The 17,008-nt window shown below is 72.3% G+C and carries 16 protein-coding genes; 11 read left to right on the forward strand and 5 right to left on the reverse strand.

Going from position 1 to position 17,008, the window contains the following annotated elements:
• The first annotated feature begins 37 nt into the window (after positions 1-37).
• From CFRA_RS04070 to ychF, 3 genes are all read left to right on the forward strand, one after another.
• The gene (locus CFRA_RS04070) at positions 38-874 is read left to right on the forward strand and encodes an NmrA/HSCARG family protein (protein WP_075663577.1); all 837 of its coding nucleotides are present in this window, start codon (positions 38-40) and stop codon (positions 872-874) included.
• The gene (locus CFRA_RS04075; RefSeq protein ID WP_083666814.1) at positions 871-1,512 is read left to right on the forward strand and encodes an NAD(P)-dependent oxidoreductase; all 642 of its coding nucleotides are present in this window, start codon (positions 871-873) and stop codon (positions 1,510-1,512) included. Before CFRA_RS04070 ends, CFRA_RS04075 begins: the two co-directional genes overlap by 4 nt.
• 111 nt (positions 1,513-1,623) lie before the next feature.
• Complete coding sequence (gene ychF, locus CFRA_RS04080; RefSeq protein ID WP_075663579.1) at positions 1,624-2,709, forward strand: redox-regulated ATPase YchF; 1,086 nt, start codon at positions 1,624-1,626, stop codon at positions 2,707-2,709.
• An 18-nt stretch (positions 2,710-2,727) separates the two neighbouring features.
• Here the strand turns inward: ychF and CFRA_RS04085 are convergent, their stop codons facing one another.
• Positions 2,728-3,579, reverse strand: coding sequence for a DUF1963 domain-containing protein (locus tag CFRA_RS04085; protein ID WP_075663580.1), 852 nt, complete (start codon positions 3,577-3,579; stop codon positions 2,728-2,730).
• A 4-nt stretch (positions 3,580-3,583) separates the two neighbouring features.
• The gene (locus CFRA_RS04090; RefSeq protein ID WP_075663581.1) at positions 3,584-3,979 is read right to left on the reverse strand and encodes a hypothetical protein; all 396 of its coding nucleotides are present in this window, start codon (positions 3,977-3,979) and stop codon (positions 3,584-3,586) included.
• Positions 3,980-4,092: 113 nt separating this feature from the next.
• Here CFRA_RS04090 and CFRA_RS04095 point away from each other — a divergent pair, with 113 nt between their 5' ends.
• Positions 4,093-5,028, forward strand: coding sequence for an SDR family oxidoreductase (locus CFRA_RS04095; protein WP_075663582.1), 936 nt, complete (start codon positions 4,093-4,095; stop codon positions 5,026-5,028).
• Here CFRA_RS04095 and CFRA_RS04100 read toward each other — a convergent pair.
• The gene (locus CFRA_RS04100) at positions 4,950-5,525 is read right to left on the reverse strand and encodes a carboxymuconolactone decarboxylase family protein (protein WP_075663583.1); all 576 of its coding nucleotides are present in this window, start codon (positions 5,523-5,525) and stop codon (positions 4,950-4,952) included. The genes CFRA_RS04095 and CFRA_RS04100 overlap by 79 nt on opposite strands.
• 146 nt (positions 5,526-5,671) lie before the next feature.
• Between CFRA_RS04100 and CFRA_RS11840 the strand changes: the two genes are divergently transcribed.
• The 6 genes from CFRA_RS11840 to CFRA_RS04130 all read left to right on the forward strand — a co-directional run bounded on the left by CFRA_RS11840 (position 5,672) and on the right by CFRA_RS04130 (position 11,249).
• Complete coding sequence (locus CFRA_RS11840; RefSeq protein WP_245797675.1) at positions 5,672-6,352, forward strand: LppP/LprE family lipoprotein; 681 nt, start codon at positions 5,672-5,674, stop codon at positions 6,350-6,352.
• Positions 6,352-7,053: an LppP/LprE family lipoprotein gene (locus CFRA_RS04110; protein ID WP_156887961.1), complete on the forward strand. Its 702-nt coding sequence runs from the start codon at positions 6,352-6,354 to the stop codon at positions 7,051-7,053. The genes CFRA_RS11840 and CFRA_RS04110 overlap by 1 nt, the downstream gene beginning before the upstream one ends.
• A gap of 82 nt (positions 7,054-7,135) precedes the next feature.
• Positions 7,136-7,810, forward strand: a complete 675-nt coding sequence (locus CFRA_RS04115) for an LppP/LprE family lipoprotein (protein WP_075663584.1) — start codon at positions 7,136-7,138, stop codon at positions 7,808-7,810.
• 22 nt (positions 7,811-7,832) lie between these two features.
• Positions 7,833-8,489 (forward strand): hypothetical protein, encoded by a 657-nt coding sequence (locus CFRA_RS04120; RefSeq protein ID WP_075663585.1) that lies wholly within the window; start codon positions 7,833-7,835, stop codon positions 8,487-8,489.
• A gap of 172 nt (positions 8,490-8,661) precedes the next feature.
• Entirely contained in the window at positions 8,662-10,305 is a 1,644-nt protein-coding gene (locus CFRA_RS04125) for a flavin-containing monooxygenase (RefSeq protein WP_211272338.1), read from the forward strand.
• Positions 10,302-11,249 (forward strand): SDR family NAD(P)-dependent oxidoreductase, encoded by a 948-nt coding sequence (locus CFRA_RS04130; RefSeq protein ID WP_083666817.1) that lies wholly within the window; start codon positions 10,302-10,304, stop codon positions 11,247-11,249. The genes CFRA_RS04125 and CFRA_RS04130 overlap by 4 nt, the downstream gene beginning before the upstream one ends.
• A gap of 156 nt (positions 11,250-11,405) precedes the next feature.
• Here CFRA_RS04130 and CFRA_RS04135 read toward each other — a convergent pair whose 3' ends face one another.
• On the reverse strand, positions 11,406-12,905 hold the full coding sequence (locus tag CFRA_RS04135; RefSeq protein ID WP_075663587.1) for an aldehyde dehydrogenase family protein: 1,500 nt from the start codon (positions 12,903-12,905) through the stop codon (positions 11,406-11,408).
• 288 nt (positions 12,906-13,193) lie between these two features.
• Positions 13,194-15,350, reverse strand: a complete 2,157-nt coding sequence (gene betT, locus CFRA_RS04140) for a choline BCCT transporter BetT (RefSeq protein ID WP_075663588.1) — start codon at positions 15,348-15,350, stop codon at positions 13,194-13,196.
• 484 nt (positions 15,351-15,834) lie between these two features.
• Between betT and CFRA_RS04145 the strand changes: the two genes are divergently transcribed.
• The gene (locus tag CFRA_RS04145) at positions 15,835-17,001 is read left to right on the forward strand and encodes a calcium:cation antiporter (protein WP_245797677.1); all 1,167 of its coding nucleotides are present in this window, start codon (positions 15,835-15,837) and stop codon (positions 16,999-17,001) included.
• Positions 17,002-17,008: the final 7 nt, after the last annotated feature.

Consider the following 17,008-nt stretch of genomic DNA (forward strand, 5'->3'; position numbering starts at 1 on the left):
AGACCGGAGAAGACGGAAAAGCCGAAAGGAAAAGGCAATGAACACGACAATCGCAGTGATCGGAGCGACCGGAAACCAGGGCGGAGCTGTCGCCGACGCCCTGCTGCGCCGCGGAGCGCAGGTGCGCGCCCTCGTGCGCGACCCGCAGAAGGCGGAGGGCCTCGCCGGGCGCGGCGCCCAACTCATCAAGGGTGACTTCACCGACCCGCAGGTGCTGCGCGCCCTCTTCGAGGGGGTCGACGCGGCGTTCTTCATGACCGTGCCGCAGGGCGACGAGGTCGCCGACGGACGGACGGTCGTCGATGCAGCGAAGCGTGCCGGTGTGCCCCGCCTGGTCTTCGACTCGGTCGGCGGTGCCGAGAGGCACACCGGCATCGGGCACTTCGAGACCAAGCGGAGGGTCGAGGAGTACATCGCCGAGCGGAAGGCGCCCGCGACCGTGGTGCGTCCCGTCTACTTCATGGAGAATCTGCTGCACGCCGTCACGGTCGAGGACGGGGAGATCGTCATCCGCCAACCGCTGGCAGCGGACGTCCCGCTGCAGATGATCTCCGTCCGGGACATCGGCGAGGTCGTGGCGGAGGTGCTGCTCGGAACCGACGTGCCCGGAGGGGCCGTCGAGATCGCCGGTGACGAGAAGACCGGGGCGGACATCGCCCGCGCGTTCAGCGAGGCGACGGGGATGCCGGCCCGTTGGGAGGAGATCCCCGTCGACTCGGTGCCGATGCGCGACGCCCGTGACATGTTCGAGTGGTTCACCCGTCTGCCCGCCTACCGGGCGGACTTCGCGGAGACCCGACGCCTCGCGCCGGGTGTGATGGACCTGGACACGTGGCTCTCCTCCCTGGACCTGGAAGGGGTGCTGCAGGCATGACGACCCGCGCAGACGGAAGGAAGATCCTCGTCGTGGGTGTCGGGGGACTGGGCAGGGCGGTGGTCGAGGAAGCCCTCGACCGCGGCGCGGAGGTCTCCGTGCTGGTCCGCGACCCCGACAAGTTGGCGCGCTCCGTGGACGTGCGTCGGCTGGCGGCCGTGACCGTCGGGGACGGCACGGACCCTGCAACGCTCGACCGTGCCGTCGCCGGCGTCGACGTCGTCGTCTCCGGCAACGGCGCACACAAGCGGATGGCTCGTGAGATCGCCCGGGCGGTCAAGCGCAACGGGGTGCAGAAGCTGATCTGGCCCGCCGGCGGGACCAACGCCTTCGCCGACGACGGCGTGACCCCCGCCTACAAGCTCCACGAGGGCCGGTTCCCCGGTGCCCGTGACATCTACCTGGCGCACCAGGGCTGCATCGACGCCATCCGCCAGGTCGGGGTCAACCACGTCATCTGGGCGCCCGGGCGCATGACCGCACGTGGTGCACGCAGCCGCGACATCGAGGTCAAGGTCGACCGGTCCGCCGGGATGTACGTCTCCTACGAGGACGCCGCCTGGGTGATCGTGGAGGCCGCGGTCACCGACGCCTGGGACGGCCACCTGGTCAGCGCCGCCACGCAGACGGGCGGGTGAGCGCCCGGCGTCGCATGCGCGACGTCGTCAAGCACTCGTGCCGCGCGCAGCCGAACGCGGGCCACGGCCCCGGCGCCGGCCGCCGCGAGCCAGCGGCTAGGATGGGCGGCCGTGAGCCTTACTCTTGGAATCGTCGGTCTGCCCAACGTGGGGAAGTCCACCCTGTTCAACGCCCTGACGCGCAATGACGTCCTCGCGGCGAACTACCCCTTCGCAACCATCGAGCCGAACGTCGGCCTCGTCGAGCTGCCGGACAAGCGGCTCAAGCGCCTGGCCGAGATGTTCGAGTCCGAGCGCATCCTGCCGGCCACCGTGTCCTTCGTGGACATCGCCGGCATCGTCAAGGGCGCCTCGGAGGGCGAGGGCATGGGCAACGCCTTCCTCGCCAACATCCGCGAGGCCGACGCGATCTGCCAGGTCGTCCGCGCCTTCGCCGACGACAACGTCGTCCACGTCGACGGCGAGGTCAACCCGGCCAGCGACATCTCGGTCATCCAGACGGAGCTGATCCTGGCGGACCTGCAGACCATCGAGAAGGCCGTCCCGCGCCTGGAGAAGGAGGCGCGCAAGGACAAGGAGCGTGCCGCCGAGCTCGAGGCCGCCCAGAAGGCCCAGGCCGTCCTCGAGGACGACCGCACGCTCTTCGCCGCCGCCAAGAACGGCGAGATCGACCTGACCGCCCTCAAGGAGCTGCACCTGATGACGGCCAAGCCGTTCCTCTTCGTGTTCAACTCCGACGAGGAGGTCCTCACCGACGAGGACCGCAAGCAGGAGCTGCGCGAGCTGGTCGCCCCGGCCGACTGCGTCTTCCTCGACGCCAAGAGCGAGGCCGAGCTGCTCGAGCTCGACGAGGACGAGGCCGCCGAGCTGCTCTCCGCCGTCGGCCAGGAGGAGCCGGGCCTGCAGACGCTGGCCAAGGCCGGCTTCGCCACCCTGGGCCTGCAGACCTACCTGACCGCCGGGCCCAAGGAGGCCCGCGCCTGGACGATCCACCAGGGCGACACCGCCCCGCAGGCCGCCGGCGTGATCCACTCCGACTTCGAGAAGGGCTTCATCAAGGCCGAGATCGTCAGCTTCGACGACCTCGACGAGCTCGGCTCCATGGCCGAGGCCCGCGCCCACGGCAAGGTCCGCCAGGAGGGCAAGGACTACGTCATGCAGGACGGCGACGTGGTCGAGTTCAAGTTCAACGTCTAGGACCCACGCGTCCGGGACCTAGACGTCCCAGCTGAAGCCGGTGGCCGTAAGGTCACCGGCTTCGATCGTCTCCGAAGCTGCGAAGAAGCAGCCCACGCCGAGGTCGCCACCCCAGTCGACGACGCGGGCGCTACCGCCCGAGCGGACCGTGAGCAGCGCGGCCTGGTCCGGGCTCTGACGCGGGTCGGCCTGCACGAAGTCGGGGAAGCCGCCCAGCGTCAGCTGACCGGGCGGCACCAGCGCCGCGGCGGCCATGTCGTAGGCCTCCCACTCGTCGGCGGCGTGCGCTACCCGGTCCAGCCCGCGCTCGCGGGCGAGTCCGGTCAGCGCGGCGACGAGCTCGTCGGGCAGCAGCTCGTTTCCCTCGCCGCCGAACTCCACCGAACCCAGCCTCGGCAGCGCGAGCACCGGCACGCCCTGCAGTCCGTGGGGCACGCGCGGGTCGACCAGCGGGTTGAACTCCGGCGGCGGGAACGCCGCGCCGGGAGCGGGGGTCCGGGAACGGCCGAAGATCCCCCTGAGGCCTCCGCGGCTGGCACCGCCGGCCGGAACGTCCGGCAGGAAGCGGACCAGGTGTCCGCCCTCGGCGAAGAGGCCGTGGTGGGGGTCGTCGGCGAGGAAGAACTGCATCAGCCCGCGTCGTGGGAAGCCCGGCAGCGCGGGCAGCTCGCCGAGGTTGACCTGGGCGAGGAACGCCATGGCCCGCCCGCGCGCGTCGAGAGGCCAGGGGTGGGCGGCGTCGACGTACGGGTGCCCGCCCAGCTGACTGAGCCCGGCCGCAGGCGGCGCCGCGGTCAGCCGCAGCGCGAGCGCGGGGCGCACGAGGCCGGGGAAGCGGTGGGCCAGGGACTCCGGCAGCGGGGCGGGCACGGCGCTACTCCGAGACCTGCCGGGGCAGCTGCTCCCAGGTCAATCCGAGGTCGGTGGCCTCGCCGAGGTGCGCGTAGGCCTGCTCGGTGGCGTCCTGGATGCCGTCGGCGACGTCCTCGCCGCCCGAGGTCAGGTCCACCACCACGCGGCCGGGCGCATCCCCGCGGGACCCGTGTCGCTCAATGACACGGGCGACCCAGCCGCCGCAGACGAAGGCGTCCCCGGAGGGCGTGAGCGTTCCCAACCAGGCCTCGACCGCGGGCGCGGCGGCGTCGCGGCGGCCGTCGGTGACGGTCATGCGCACCGTCGCCGGCGTGCCGTCGTTGTGCGGCGGATTGGTCCACAGCCAGTCGTAGTCGACCTCGTAGCGGCGCTCGTCGGGGGTGTGTGCCTGATCCATGGCACAGATCCTAGGCCGCGATCGGCCCCGCGAAACCCCCGCGCGCCCCACCTCCGGACACATAAGGTGAGGGGAACAAATCGACTTCGCCGCGAACCGACAGGAGCACTCCCATGACCCAGGCCACGGCCGTGCGCCCCACGGCGACCCACTCCGCACTCGTCACCGGCGCGGCCTCTGGCATCGGCCGCGAACTCGCACTCAGCCTCGCCCGCGACGGCGTGGCGCTGATGCTTGCCGACGTCGCGCCCGACGGCCTGGAGCGCACCGTCGCCGACGCGCGCCTGGCCGGCGCCGAGATCCTCGACGCCACCGCCCTCGACGTCACCGACCAGGCGGCGGTCGAGGAGTGGGTGGAGAAGGTCACCGCCGAACACGGCGTGCCCGACGAGGTCCACCACGTCGCAGGCATCGCGATCTGGGGCGACGCGCGCACCATGCCGCCGGAGAAGTGGCGCAGGGTCATCGAGGTCAACCTCATGGGCACCGTCCACGTCGTCCAGGCCCTCGTGCCGCGCATCACCGCCGCGCCGCGGCGTGCGCACGCACGTCGCGGCAGGCGCGGGCGTCGGAAACTGGTGCTCATGTCCAGTGCCGCCGGCTTCATCGGCCTGCCCTGGCATGCGGCCTACTCCGCCTCGAAGGGCGGGGTGCTCGCGATGGCCGAGGTGCTGCGCTTCGACCTGCGACCTTTCGGGGTGGACGTGCACGTCGTCGCGCCCGGGGCCGTGGACACCCCGCTGGTGCGCACCATCGACATCCACGGCGTGGACCGGGCCAATCCGCGCGTGGCGCGTGCCACCGCGCTCTTCCAGGGCCACGCGGTCAGCCCCGCGAAGGCCGCCGCGAAGATCCGCCGCGGGGTCGCGCGCGGGAGGTTCCTGGTCACCACCAGCGGCGACATCGCCTTCGGGCGCTGGGCGCAGGTGAACCTGCCGTGGGGCTATAAGGCGGTGATGCGCGCGCTCAACTACGGCTTCCGCTGGGCCTCCCGCGGCGGGTCGACCGGCACGCCCAGCACGTCGAGCGCGGTGGCCAGCCCGTCGTAGTTGGTCACCAGCATCACGAAGGCGACCTGGTCGCGCTCCGAGAGCTCGCTGCGCAGTCTCTTCCAGGTCGCGGGGGAGAGGCCGCGGGTGTCGACGAGCTCGTCGGCGGCGTCGAGAAGCACCAGGCGGCGGCCGGTGAAGCCGTGCTCGGGGGAGGTGACCGCCTCGATCTCGGCGTCGGTCAGCCCCGCGCGCCGGGCCAGCCCCCGGTGCTGGTCCTCCTCGTAGGCGCTGCCGCGCTTGTGGGCCACGCGCAGGATGATCAGCTCGGTCTCCTTGCGCGAGAGATAGCCGAAGGGCATCATCATCGCGCCGTAGACGAGCCAGGCGCGGAAGAGCCGGCGGGCCCGGCCCAGGGTGGCGAAGACGCCGAGGCGTCTGCGGCCGGTGACCCGGGCGCCGATCGCGGCGATGGCGGCGTTGACGGGGCCGAGCTCACGGTTCGTCGCCGGGCCCGGGCCGCCGGCGGGCGGGGAGTGGGGTGTGTGTTCAGTCATGAAACAACCCTAAAGGCAAGCGGGCCGTGCGCGCCGGGTTTCGGGACGGTTGCGCCGGCACGGTTCGCGCAGGATGGAGCGGGCGGGTCGGGGAGCGTTCCCCGCGATCGTCACGGGCGCCTGCGCGGCGCAGTAACCTTTTTGCCATGAGAACAGCACCGCACCTGAACCGCCGAGCCCGAACCATCCTGTGCGCCGTGGCCTGTGCCTCGGTGCTGCCCCTGACCGCCTGCGCGGGAGGCGATGACACCGCCGACGCCGCGGCGCCGTCGCTCTCCGCCGTCGAGGAGACCTCCTCGATCGCGACGACGACCACCGCCGACACCAAGGAAAGCGCGAAGCCGACCTGCGCCGAGAACGAGTCGGAGACCGCCCAGACCGAAGCGACCACGGGAGCGGCTTCGAACCCCGGGGACGACGGGGACGCCCGGTGCGGCGACATGACCGCCGAGGAAGCCATGTACGCCGGCCTCGAGGAGGTCGGTCCGCCGCCGTTCGACGGCCGCGACAACTGGTCCACGGAGTACGCGGATCCCACCGCGGGCTACGACCCGTGCGCGGACCTGTCCTGGATCTCGCTGCTGCCCGACATGCCCACCGGGTCCACGCCGGCGGTGGTCATGCTCTACCACAAGGGTGAGTACGTCGGTACGACGACGGCGGAGCCCCGGTGGACCGGCCGAATCGAGCGCGACTCGGACTCGCAGATCACCGTGGAGTACATCTACGCCAAGGACGGCGAACCGTTGGGCCTGGCTTCCGGGCGCACCTACGCGACCTTCACCTGGAACGGTGACAAGGTCGTCATGGAGGGGGAGCTGCCGTGATGATCTCGAGAAACATGGTGTCGCGCCGTCACAAGCGCCCGACCCCTACCCGTCCGACCCGCACCCGCCCGACCCGCACCGCCCTGTGCGCCGCCGCGCTGGCCGTGGTGCTGCCGCTGGCCGCCTGCGCCGACGACTCCGAGGGCGGCGACGGCGACGCGCCCGTGCTCACCACCGCCGAGGAGACCTCCGCGGCCGCGCAGCCGGAGACCTCCGGGACGCAGCAGTCGGAGCAGGCTCAGCCGACCACCGGCGCCGAGAGCGCCGGGGCGGACGACTCCGCCGCCGACCGGGGCTCCGGCTGCGGGGACATCTCGGCCGAGGAGGCCATGAACACCGGCGTCGCGCAGGCCCCGGCGCCGCCCTACGACAACGCCGGGTGGGCCACCGGCTACGCGGACCCCACCGTGGGCTTCGACCCGTGCGCGGACCTGTCCTGGATCGCCGTGCCGATCGAGGGGGCCACCGGCTCCTCGCCGACGCTGGTCATGCTCTACCACAAGGGTGAATACCTCGGCACGACGACCTCGGAGGCCCACTGGATCGGCGACATCCGCCGCGACTCGGACTCGCAGATCACCGTCGAGCACAGGTTCCCCAAGGAAGGTGAGGGCACCGCCAACGCCTCCGGGCGCACCGACGCGACCTTCACCTGGAACGGCGAGAAGGTGGTCATGACCGGCGAGGTGCCCGAGCACTAGGAACTCCGACCGGGGGAGACGGGGGTGGCGCCCGCCCCGGAGGGCGTACCGCATCGGATGCCACCCCGCTAATGTCTCGTGTGTGAGAACCACCTCCCGGGCGGGGCGCCCGGCTGATCCCGCTGTCTCCTCCCGCACCGGCCGCACCGCGCTGTGCACCGCCGCGCTGGCCGCGGCGCTGGCCCTCTCCGCCTGCTCGGACGGCGCCGGGGAGAAGAACGACGCACCCGTGCTGACGACCGTCCCGGACACCACCGCGGCCGCCCCGCAGGAAGACTCCGCGGGACAGCCGGCCTCCGACGCCGCGGGCGACGGTCAGGCCCAGGCAGGCCCGGACGAGGCCGACGGCGGCTCCGGCTGCGGCGGTATGTCGGCCGAGGAGGCGATGTACGAGGGCCTGTCCTACGCCGGCCCGAACTCGCCCGAGGGGCTTCCCTGGGACACAGGGCACGCGGACCCGGCGAGCACCTACGACCCGTGCGCGGACCTGTCCTGGATCGCGGTCCGGCCCTGGGGCGCCAGCGGCACGATGCCGACGCGGATCATGCTCTACCACCGCGGCGAGTTCCTCGGCACGACGACCTCGGACAACTACCGCACCGGCGGCGTCTACCGCGACTCGGACTCGCAGATCACGGTCGAATACGTGTACATCCGGGACGGCGAGGCGAGCGCGGACGCCTCGGGTCGCACCTACGCGACGTTCACCTGGAACGGCTCCGAGACGGTCATGACCGGCGAGGTGCCGCCGGCGTAGCGCGGAGGATAACCTGGGACAGGTGAGTTTCGCCGAGTACTTCGCATCCGCCGCCCCGCGCGGCTTCGCCCTGCCCGAGGAGCTGCACCGGGCCCTCGACTTCCTGGAGTCCGCCGGCCACGGCGAGGCCTTCGACGGTGGGGACGGGCCCGAGGGCTTCCTCTCGGTGAGCGCCGACCCGGTCTCGGGCGCCGTCTTCTACATCGACTTCGACCTGACCGGCTACCTCGACACCGACAAGCCGGGCGCCGAGCGCCTGGTGCCCGTCGTCGACCCGGACGGCGGCGGCTCCCGCATCATGGCCTGGGCCGGCACGGACGGGACCGCGCCCTACCGTTACCTCTTCCTGGGTGCGGAGGGCGAGGGTCCCTTCCTCGTCGCCGAGAACACCGTCGACCTGCTGCGCCTGCTCGCCGTGGGCTACGCCTGGATCGGGGAGGACACCCTGGGGCGCACCCCGGCCGAGGCGGGCGCGGACGACGTCGCCGGCCACGCCGAGTTCCGCGACTGGGTGACCAAGGCCTTCGGTGTCGACGTCCCCGCCTCCTGGCCGGCCGCCGAGATCGACCGCGAGGCCGCCGACTGGCTGGTGGACATGCGCGGCGACACCGACGAGGGGCTCTACCTCGACGGCATCGTGCCCGAGCCGCACGAGGACCCCGACTCCGAGGGGGAGTGACTGCGGCACTGAGTCGCTTGCCGACGCCGCGTGCGTGGCGAGCCGGGTGCTTTCCGACGCCGCGTGCGTGGCGCGCCGGGTGCGCGGGCGCACCCTTGCGGGAACCTGGGAATAGTGACCCGTGACACGAAAAAGTGCTCGGGTAGGGAAACAAAACACTAAGCTGCGGCGCATGAAATCAACTCTGCTGCCGTACTACGTGACCCAGCGAGACAAGGCCGCCCCGGTCACCGCACCCGTCCCCGCCGACCCGGACCTGCCGCGCACCTGCGTGATCGGCGCCGGCTCCGCGGGGCTGGCCTGCGCGAAGAACCTGTACCTGGCCGGCGTGCCCTTCGACTGCTTCGAGAAGGGCAGCCGCATCGGGGGCAACTGGCTGATCGACAACCCCAACGGGGTGTCGGCCTGCTACGACCACCTCGAGATCAACACCTCGGTGCGCCGCATGGCCTTCTCCGACTTCCCGATGCCCGCCGACTACCCGCCGTACGCCCGTCACGATCAGGTCGCCGCCTACTTCGACGACTACGCCGAGCACTTCGGCCTGCTGCCGCTGATCACCTTCGACACCGAGGTCACCGCCGTCGAACCGGTCGAGCCGGTCGAGCGGGACGGCGACGCGGCGGGGGAGCCGGGCGCTGCGGGCGCTGCGGGCACTGCGGGCAGCGCGGGTAACGCGGACGGCGCCGGCGAGGTGCGCGGCACCGGTCGCTGGCGGGTGACCACCCGCGGTCCCGAGGGCGAGGTCACCCGCGACTACGACGCGGTGATCGTCTGCAACGGCCACCACTGGGATCCCCGGCTGCCGGACCCGGCCTACCCCGGCCAGGACGAGTTCGCCGGCGAGCAGATCCACGCCCACTCCTACCGTGACGCCTCGCAGCTGGCCGGCCGCGACGTGGTTGTCGTCGGCGCCGGCAACTCCGCGCTCGACATCGCCTCGGCGGCCGCGCGCACCGCGGACAGCGCGACGATCTCGCAGCGCCGCGGCCAGTGGGTGATCCCGAAGTACACCGCGGGCATCGCCTCCGACCTCATCGCCGTGCCCGGCTGGGCACCCTGGCTGCTCAACCGCATCCGCCTGCGGGTCTCCTCGTGGACCGTGCGCGGCCTGGACAAGTGGGGCCTGCCGCGCCCGGCGCACGCGCCCTCGCAGTCGCACCCGGTGCAGTCCGAGGAGATCCGCGACGCCCTCGACTCCGGGCGGCTGAACCCCAAGGGCGCGATCGAGCGCTTCGACGCCGGGCACGTCCACTTCAAGGACGGCACCAGCGTGCGCGCGGACCTCGTCGTCTGGGCGACGGGTTACCGGACCACCTTCCCGTTCCTGGACGAGTCGCTGGTCAGCGCCCGCGACAACGACCTGCCGCTGTGGAAGCGTGCCGTGCGCCCCGACCTGCCGGGTCTCTACTTCGTCGGGCTGCTCCAGCCCATCGGCGCGGTGATGCCGCTGGCCGAGGCCCAGGCCGAGTGGATCACCGAGATCCTCACCGGCGCCTACGCCTTCCCCGACCGCGGCGAGATCGAGGCCTCGATGCGCCGCGACCACGAGCGCAACAAGTCCCGGTTCTACGACTCGGCGCGCCACACCATGGAGGTCGACTTCGACTCCTTCCTCTTCGACCTGGCCCGCGAGCGCCGCCGCGGACGCCGGCGGCGCAGGCGCGAGCAGGCCGGTGTCTTGACCGCCGGCGGCGGGCGACCCGGCGCTGGCGGACGGGGGAGCGGGCGCGGGAGCGGACGCAGCGGGGCCTCCGGCCTGCGCCCCGGTACCGTGGGCCGGCGCCTCGTCGCCGCGGCGGGCAGGACCCGATGATCCCGGGACGCGCGCCGCGCAAGGCCCGGGGCCGCACCGCAGACAAGGCCGCGGCGGACCGCGCGGCCGGCGGCACGGCCGTGGTCACCGGCGCCGGCGGGGGACTGGGCCGGTTGATCGCGAAGCGACTGGCGGAGCAGGGCTTCGCCGTGTGCGTCACCGACCTCGACGCCGGGGCCGCCGAGGGTGTGGCCGCCGAGATCAACGCCTCGGCCCCGGAGAACGAGGCCACCTCCGCGGCCCTCGACGTGCGCGACGCGGACGCCTGCCGCGAGATCGCCTGTGCCCGGCGGGACCTGAGCCTGTGGGTCAACAACGCCGGGGTACTGACCACCGCGCCGGTCTGGGCGCAGGATGACCGGACCCGCGCCCTCCAGCTCGAGGTCAACGCCGCGGGCACGATCAACGGCACGCTGGCCGCCCTCGAGGCCTTCGGCGTCGGAGCGGCCGAAGGAACCGGGCCCGAGGGCACCGACGCGCGCCCCACCCGCGGCCCCGGCCCCGCGCGCGGCCACGTGCTCAACGTCGCCTCGCTGGCCGGGCTCGCCCCGGTCTCGGGCGAGGGCATCTACGCCGCGAGCAAGCACGCCGTACTCGGCTTCAGCCTCTCGACGGCCATCGACCTGCGCCGGGCCGGTCACAAGAAAGTGCGGATCTCCACCGTCTGCCCGGACGGGATGTGGACGCCGATGCTCTACGAGAAGCTCGACGACCCCGAAGCGGCCATGTCCTTTTCCGGGGTGCTGCTCCAATCCGAGGAGGTCGCCGACGTCGTCGCCGAGGTCGCCCGGCGGCCGAAGCTGGTGCGCGTCGTGCCGCGCTGGCGCGGGCTGCAGTGCCGCCTCTACGCCGCCGCGCCGTCGGTGGCCGTGCGCGGGGCGAAGCTCGTCGAGTGGGTCGCCCGCGCCGGGCAGCGCCGTGCGGCCAAGCGCCTGCGCGCCTGAGACGGCGACACCCGCGCGGCCGGGCGCCTCGCGTCTGGGACGGCGGTACCCGCCCGGCGCCGGTGGAGACCACAAAACGGCGACACCCGCCGACCCGCGGGATGCGGGGCGACGGGTGCGGGCGCGGCGTCGGAAATCGACGCCGGGAAAGCGGGGCTACTTCTCCGGGAACCAGCCGGTGACGGCCGGCTCGGTGTTCTCGTAGATGTGCTTGGCCTCGCGGTACTCCTCCAGGCCGGTCGGGCCCAGCTCGCGGCCGTTGCCGGAGCGGCCGAAGCCGCCCCACTCGGCCTGCGGCAGGTACGGGTGGTAGTCGTTGATCCACACCGTGCCGTGGCGCAGCGCGCGCGAGACGCGGTTGGCCGTGCCGGAGTTCGAGGTCCACACGCCGCTGGCCAGGCCGTAGCGGGTGTCGTTGGCGATCTTGATGGCCTCGGCCTCGTCGTGGAAGGTCTCCACGGTGATCACGGGGCCGAAGCCCTCCTCCTGGACGGCCGGGTTGTCGTGGGTGCACTGGTCGAGCACGGTCGGCGCGTAGAAGCAGCCCTTCTCGTGCTCCGGACCGCCCCAGTTGCCACCCACGCGCAGGCGGGCGCCGGCCTCGACGCCGCGCTTGACGTAGTCGGTGACCTTGTCGCGGTGCGCCTCGGAGATCAGCGGGCCGGTCTCGGCCTTCTCGTCGAAGGGGCCGCCCATGACGATCTTGCCGGCGCGCTCGACGAGCTTGTCCACGAACTCCTCGGCGATGGTGTCCTGCACGACCAGGCGGGTGCCCGCCGAGCAGACCAGGCCAGAGTCCATGAAGCCGGCGTTGAGGGCGTTGTCCAGGGCGGCGTCCAGGTCGGCGCCGGCGAAGACGACGTTCGGGTTCTTGCCGCCGAGCTCCAGGGCGACCTTCTTGACGGTCGGGGCTGCGGCGGTGGCGATGGCCTTGCCGGTCTCCAGGCCGCCAGTGAAGGAGACCATGTCGATGTCGTCGTGCTCGGACAGCGGGGCGCCGACGGTGCCGCCGTCGCCGAGGACCAGGTTGGCCACGCCGGCCGGCAGGCCCAGCTTGTCCAGGATGTCCATCAGCAGGATGGCGGTGTGCGGGGTCAGCTCCGCGGGCTTGAGCACGAAGGAGCAGCCGGCGGCGATCGCCGGGGCGACCTTCCAGGCGACCTGCAGCAGCGGGAAGTTCCAGGGGGTGATCATGCCGACCACGCCGACCGGCTCGTAGACGATGCGCGAGATGACCGTGTCGTCACCCGCGTCGACCAGGCGGCCGGGGTGCTGGTCGGCGATCTTGCCGAAGAAGGCGAAGCAGGAGGCGATGTCGTCCATGTCGCCCTCGGCCTCGACCAGGCGCTTGCCGGTGTCGAGGGCCTCGGCGCGGGCGAACTCGTCCTTGCGCTCCTTGAGCTGCTCGGAGACGGCGAGCAGGAGGTCACCGCGCTCGGCGGCGGTCTTCGAGGACCACACGCCCTCGTCGAAGGCGCGGCGGGCGGCGGCGATGGCGTCCTCGACGTCCTTCGCGGTCGCCTCGGAGACGACCCCCACCTCGGACCCGTCGGCCGGGCACGTGACGGTGCGCGTGCCGCCGTCGGAGGCGGCGCGCCAGGCGCCGTCGATGTAGAGCGTGGCGGGGGAGTTGTCCGATCCGGTCAAGAAGATCATTCCCTTTCTCTTGGTTCGTTGAGATCCGGCCGCCGCGTGCGTCGGGTGCTTGCCGACGCGCGCGGCGTGGGTGCGTGGGCGGCGTCGTGCGCCCCGCGCCTCGTTCCCAGTGTCCGCCTTCCGCGGCCCGCGCGCCACCCCCGGGGCGCGGGACCCCGACGTCAGCACCCGGAAAAGGGGACGTGCGCGCCGTGGGCGGGGGACGCTGTGACGTCGGGCACCGGGGCGTCGTCAAGCGTCCCGGCTGCGCCCTGACGGCGTCCTACCCGCCCGCGTCCCGGCGGCGTCCTACCTGCCGGCGTCCTCGTTGTCGCCGGCGACGACCTCCTCGGGGTCGGTGTCGTCGGGCAGGTTGTCGGCGTCGTCCCACTCGCTCGGCGGGGCGGAGTAGACCGCCTTGGTCGGCGTGCCGCGGTCGCCGGTCATGGTCATGAACGTCAGGTGGGCGTCGTAGAGGTCGAGCACGTCCGAGATGACCTGCTCGTGGGTGTAGCCGAGGATGTCGTGGCCCTGCGAGCCGGTGCCCGTGAAGACCTCGACCTGGAAGTAGACGTCCGAGGCCGTGCGCAGGTTGTGCGCGAAGTCCGGCACCGGGTAGGCGACCGGGTAGGCCTCGTACTTGAACTCGTCCTGGTCCTCGAACTTGACCACCAGGTCGACGTAGGGCAGCGGGTAGTCCGGGTGCTCGCCGCAGGTGCAGGTGACGTCGGCGCCCAGGCGCTTCATCTCGGCGGCGATCTCGCGGATGGCCGGCTCGGCGGTCTTGTCCAGGAACTCGCGGGTGTCCTTCAGCCCCGGGTAGGACATGCGGCGGGCCAGGCGCCGGCGCCAGGAGGTCTTCTCGCCCGGGCCGGTGGCACGGATGCGGCCGCTGAGCAGGCTCGGCAGCGCCGCACGGCGGGAGTCCAGGGAGTTGCGCTCGGAGCGCAGCACACGGAACAGGCTGTACATGACCAGGTACATCACCACCGAGAACGGCAGGCCCATCAGGACCGTGGCCGCCTGCAGGGTGTAGACGCCGTTGATGAACAGCATCACCAGGGTCAGCAGGCCCGTGATCACGGCCCAGACGATGCGCAGCCACGGCGCGCCGTCCGAGTCACGCTTGGCCGAGGACTTCGAGGTCATCGTCGCCAGGATCAGCGAGCCGGAGTCGGCCGAGGTGACGTAGAAGAACAGGCCGGTGAACACCGAGAGCCCGATGGTGAACAGCGCGCCGGGGAAGTGGTCCAGCAGCGTGAAGTAGGCGGATTCGGGCACCTCGACGGCCTCGTTGAGGAAGTCGATCTCACCGGTGCGGAAGATGTCGAGCGCGGCGTTGCCGAAGATGGACACCCACAGCAGGATGAACAGGAACGGGATGACCAGCACGCCGATGACGAACTGGCGCAGGGTGCGCCCGCGCGAGATGCGCGCCAGGAACAGGCCGACGAACGGCGCCCAGGCGATCCACCAGGCCCAGAAGAACAGGGTCCAGTCCTTCAGCCAGTCCTGCGAGGGGTAGGACGGGTCGCCGCCGTCGGTGAAGGCGAAGTTGTCCAGCATCATGCCCGGGAAGCGGGAGACGAAGTCACCGGTGTTCTGCACCAGGGCGGACAGCAGGTGCGCGGTGTTGCCGGAGAAGAGCACCCACAGCATCAGGAAGATGGCGAGGAAGACGTTGAGCTCGGAGAGCCGGCGGATGCCCTTGTCCACGCCGGAGACCGTCGAGATGATCGTGATGCCCACGGCCAGGACGACGAGGGCGACCTGGACGGTGGTGCCGGTCTCCCAGCCGAAGAGGTAGTGCAGGCCGTAGTTGAGGAAGACCACGCCGATGCCCAGCGAGGTCGCGATGCCGAAGATGGTGCCCAGCGTCGCGGCGATCTCCACGCCGTCGCCGATGGGGCCGCGCACGCGCTTGCCGACGATCGGGGCGAGCGCGGAGCGGATCGACAGCGGCAGGTGGTAGCGGTAGGCGAACAGGCCGAAGGCCATGCCCATCAGCGCGTACATCGCCCAGCCGGGGATGCCGTAGTGGAAGATCATCCAGATCGGGGCCATGCGCGCGGCCTCGTCCGACATCGCGGCGACGTCCGGCGGGGTGAGGTAGTTCGTCGCCGGGCCGGAGACGCCGAAGAACATCAGGTCCACGCCGATGCCGGCGGCGAAGAGCATCGCCGACCAGGTGAACATGTTGAACACCGGGGTCGAGTGGTCGGGGCCGATCTTGGTCTGGCCGACGCGGGAGAAGGCCACCACGAGCACGAAGAGGACGATCACGCCGGCGGTCAGGATGTAGTACCAGCCGAGGTTGGTCGCGATCCAGTCCATCGAGCCGAAGATGAAGGTCTCCGCGGCGTCGGGCCACAGCCACGCCCACAGGACGAAGGCGAGGATGATCACCGCCGTCGTCCAGAAGACCGGCGGGTTGACCGGTGAGTAATGTGGTCGGGTTTTTGCCATCGAAGCACTCCTGATGCGCCGCACAGGGCGGAGATAGGGGATCGTAAGGTCCATTCAAAGGTAACGCCGGGCTGTGGGCCCGCTGCATTCCCCTACAATTCGGGGGTGCTCATCGGCCGTTTTTCGGGGGTGAGTGTGTGCTGTATCGCAGGAACCCGGATCTTCGGTCGGGCACGGCGGGGTCCGCCCGGGCGTCTCGCGGGGGCACCCGGGCGCGGCGGTGGGGTCGTCGTGCCGCCGGCTCGGGCGGGGCCGTGCGCAGGGGTGTCCGGGCCGTGCTCCCGGTAGCCTCGGGACCGCACACCGCGGCGCCCGGGACGACCCGGGCACTGCGCGCCGCCGGGGCGGTGGCGCGCCGCCGCACCGAGGGGACGGCCCCGGAGATCGGAGAGGTTCAGCAGTGGATCAGTCCCCTGAGATGCACGCATCCCACACCCGCACACCACCCGGGGCCGGCGGTGAGCGCCCGCGTGCCGGCGCGAGCGTGGGCAGAGGCGGGGTCCTGCGCCGGGTCCTGGCGCCCTCGACGCTCGCGCGGCTGACCGTCGGCTGGGCGGCGGTCCTGCTCACCGCGTGGACCGGGATCCTCGACGCCGCGCCCGCCGCGGTGGCGCTCGCCGGGGTCGTCGCCGTCATCGTCTACTGCGCCTTCGGGGTGGTCGGCCAGGCCGAGGCCCTGGCGGTGCGCCTCGGCGAGCCCTTCGGCACCCTCGTGCTCACCCTCTCGGTGGTCTGCATCGAGGTGCTGCTCATCGCCGCGATGACACTCGGCGGCGCGCAGGGGGAGACGGCCGCGCGCGACTCGGTGACGGCGGTGACGATGATCATCCTCAACCTCGTCGTCGGCGCCTGCGTGCTCGTCGCCGTGCGTCGCGGCGCGGCGGTGCCCAACCGCCGGGGGATGGGCCTCTACCTGGCCATGATCGTCCCGCTGGGCGTGCTGACCTTCGCCGTCCCGCACGCCTTTCCCTGCGGCGCGTACCCGCTCGTGCCCGGCGTGGCGCTGGCCGTGGCGGTCGCCGGGGCCTACGCGGTGTTCCTCCGCGCCCAGACCGGCAGGCTCGCCCACCTCTTCGCCGAGCCCGGCCTGCGCCGCGCGGAGGAGCGGGCGCCGGACGTGACGGTGCCGGGGGAGCGGGTGCCGGAGGCGGAAGATAAAGAGGAAGGGGCGCGCCGGGAGCGGCGACGTCCCCGCGACCCGGAGATTCCGCTGCGCGCCGCACTGCTCGTGGCCACCGTGGCCCCGGTCAGCCTGCTCGCCCACGACATGGCCGGGCTCACCGACACGGTGCTCGCCGCCGCGGCCGCCCCGCCCGCGCTGGCGGGCCTGCTCGTCGCCGCGATCGTCTTCCTGCCCGAGTCGATCACCGCGCTGCGTGCCGCCGCCGCGGGCCAGGTCCAGCGGGTGGGAAACCTCGCCCACGGTGCCCTCGTCTCCACCGTGGGGCTCACCGTGCCCTGCGTGCTCGTGCTCGGCGCCGTGACCGGGCGGGCGCCCGTGCTCGCGGAGTCGCCGGCCAACCTGGCGCTGCTGGCCGCCACCGCGGCCGTGAGCTGCGCCGCCGTCGCCTCGGGTCGCCTGCGCGCCTGGCACGGCGTCGCCCATCTGGCGCTGTTCGGCGTCTTCGCCGTCCTGCTCGCGGCCGGATGACGCCCAC

The sequence above is a fragment of the Corynebacterium frankenforstense DSM 45800 genome, from assembly GCF_001941485.1.
In the GTDB taxonomy this organism is placed as follows: Bacteria; Actinomycetota; Actinomycetes; order Mycobacteriales; family Mycobacteriaceae; genus Corynebacterium; species Corynebacterium frankenforstense.

Coding starts and splice junctions, on each gene's coding strand:
- CFRA_RS11840 (WP_245797675.1), top strand. CDS start 5,672: ATGAGAACAGCACCGCACCTGAACCGCCGAGCCCGAACCATCCTGTGC.
- betT (WP_075663588.1), bottom strand. CDS start 15,350: ATGGCAAAAACCCGACCACATTACTCACCGGTCAACCCGCCGGTCTTC.
- CFRA_RS04125 (WP_211272338.1), top strand. CDS start 8,662: ATGAAATCAACTCTGCTGCCGTACTACGTGACCCAGCGAGACAAGGCC.
- CFRA_RS04075 (WP_083666814.1), top strand. CDS start 871: ATGACGACCCGCGCAGACGGAAGGAAGATCCTCGTCGTGGGTGTCGGG.
- CFRA_RS04095 (WP_075663582.1), top strand. CDS start 4,093: ATGACCCAGGCCACGGCCGTGCGCCCCACGGCGACCCACTCCGCACTC.
- CFRA_RS04110 (WP_156887961.1), top strand. CDS start 6,352: ATGATCTCGAGAAACATGGTGTCGCGCCGTCACAAGCGCCCGACCCCT.
- CFRA_RS04090 (WP_075663581.1), bottom strand. CDS start 3,979: ATGGATCAGGCACACACCCCCGACGAGCGCCGCTACGAGGTCGACTAC.
- CFRA_RS04130 (WP_083666817.1), top strand. CDS start 10,302: ATGATCCCGGGACGCGCGCCGCGCAAGGCCCGGGGCCGCACCGCAGAC.
- CFRA_RS04070 (WP_075663577.1), top strand. CDS start 38: ATGAACACGACAATCGCAGTGATCGGAGCGACCGGAAACCAGGGCGGA.
- CFRA_RS04135 (WP_075663587.1), bottom strand. CDS start 12,905: ATGATCTTCTTGACCGGATCGGACAACTCCCCCGCCACGCTCTACATC.
- CFRA_RS04100 (WP_075663583.1), bottom strand. CDS start 5,525: ATGACTGAACACACACCCCACTCCCCGCCCGCCGGCGGCCCGGGCCCG.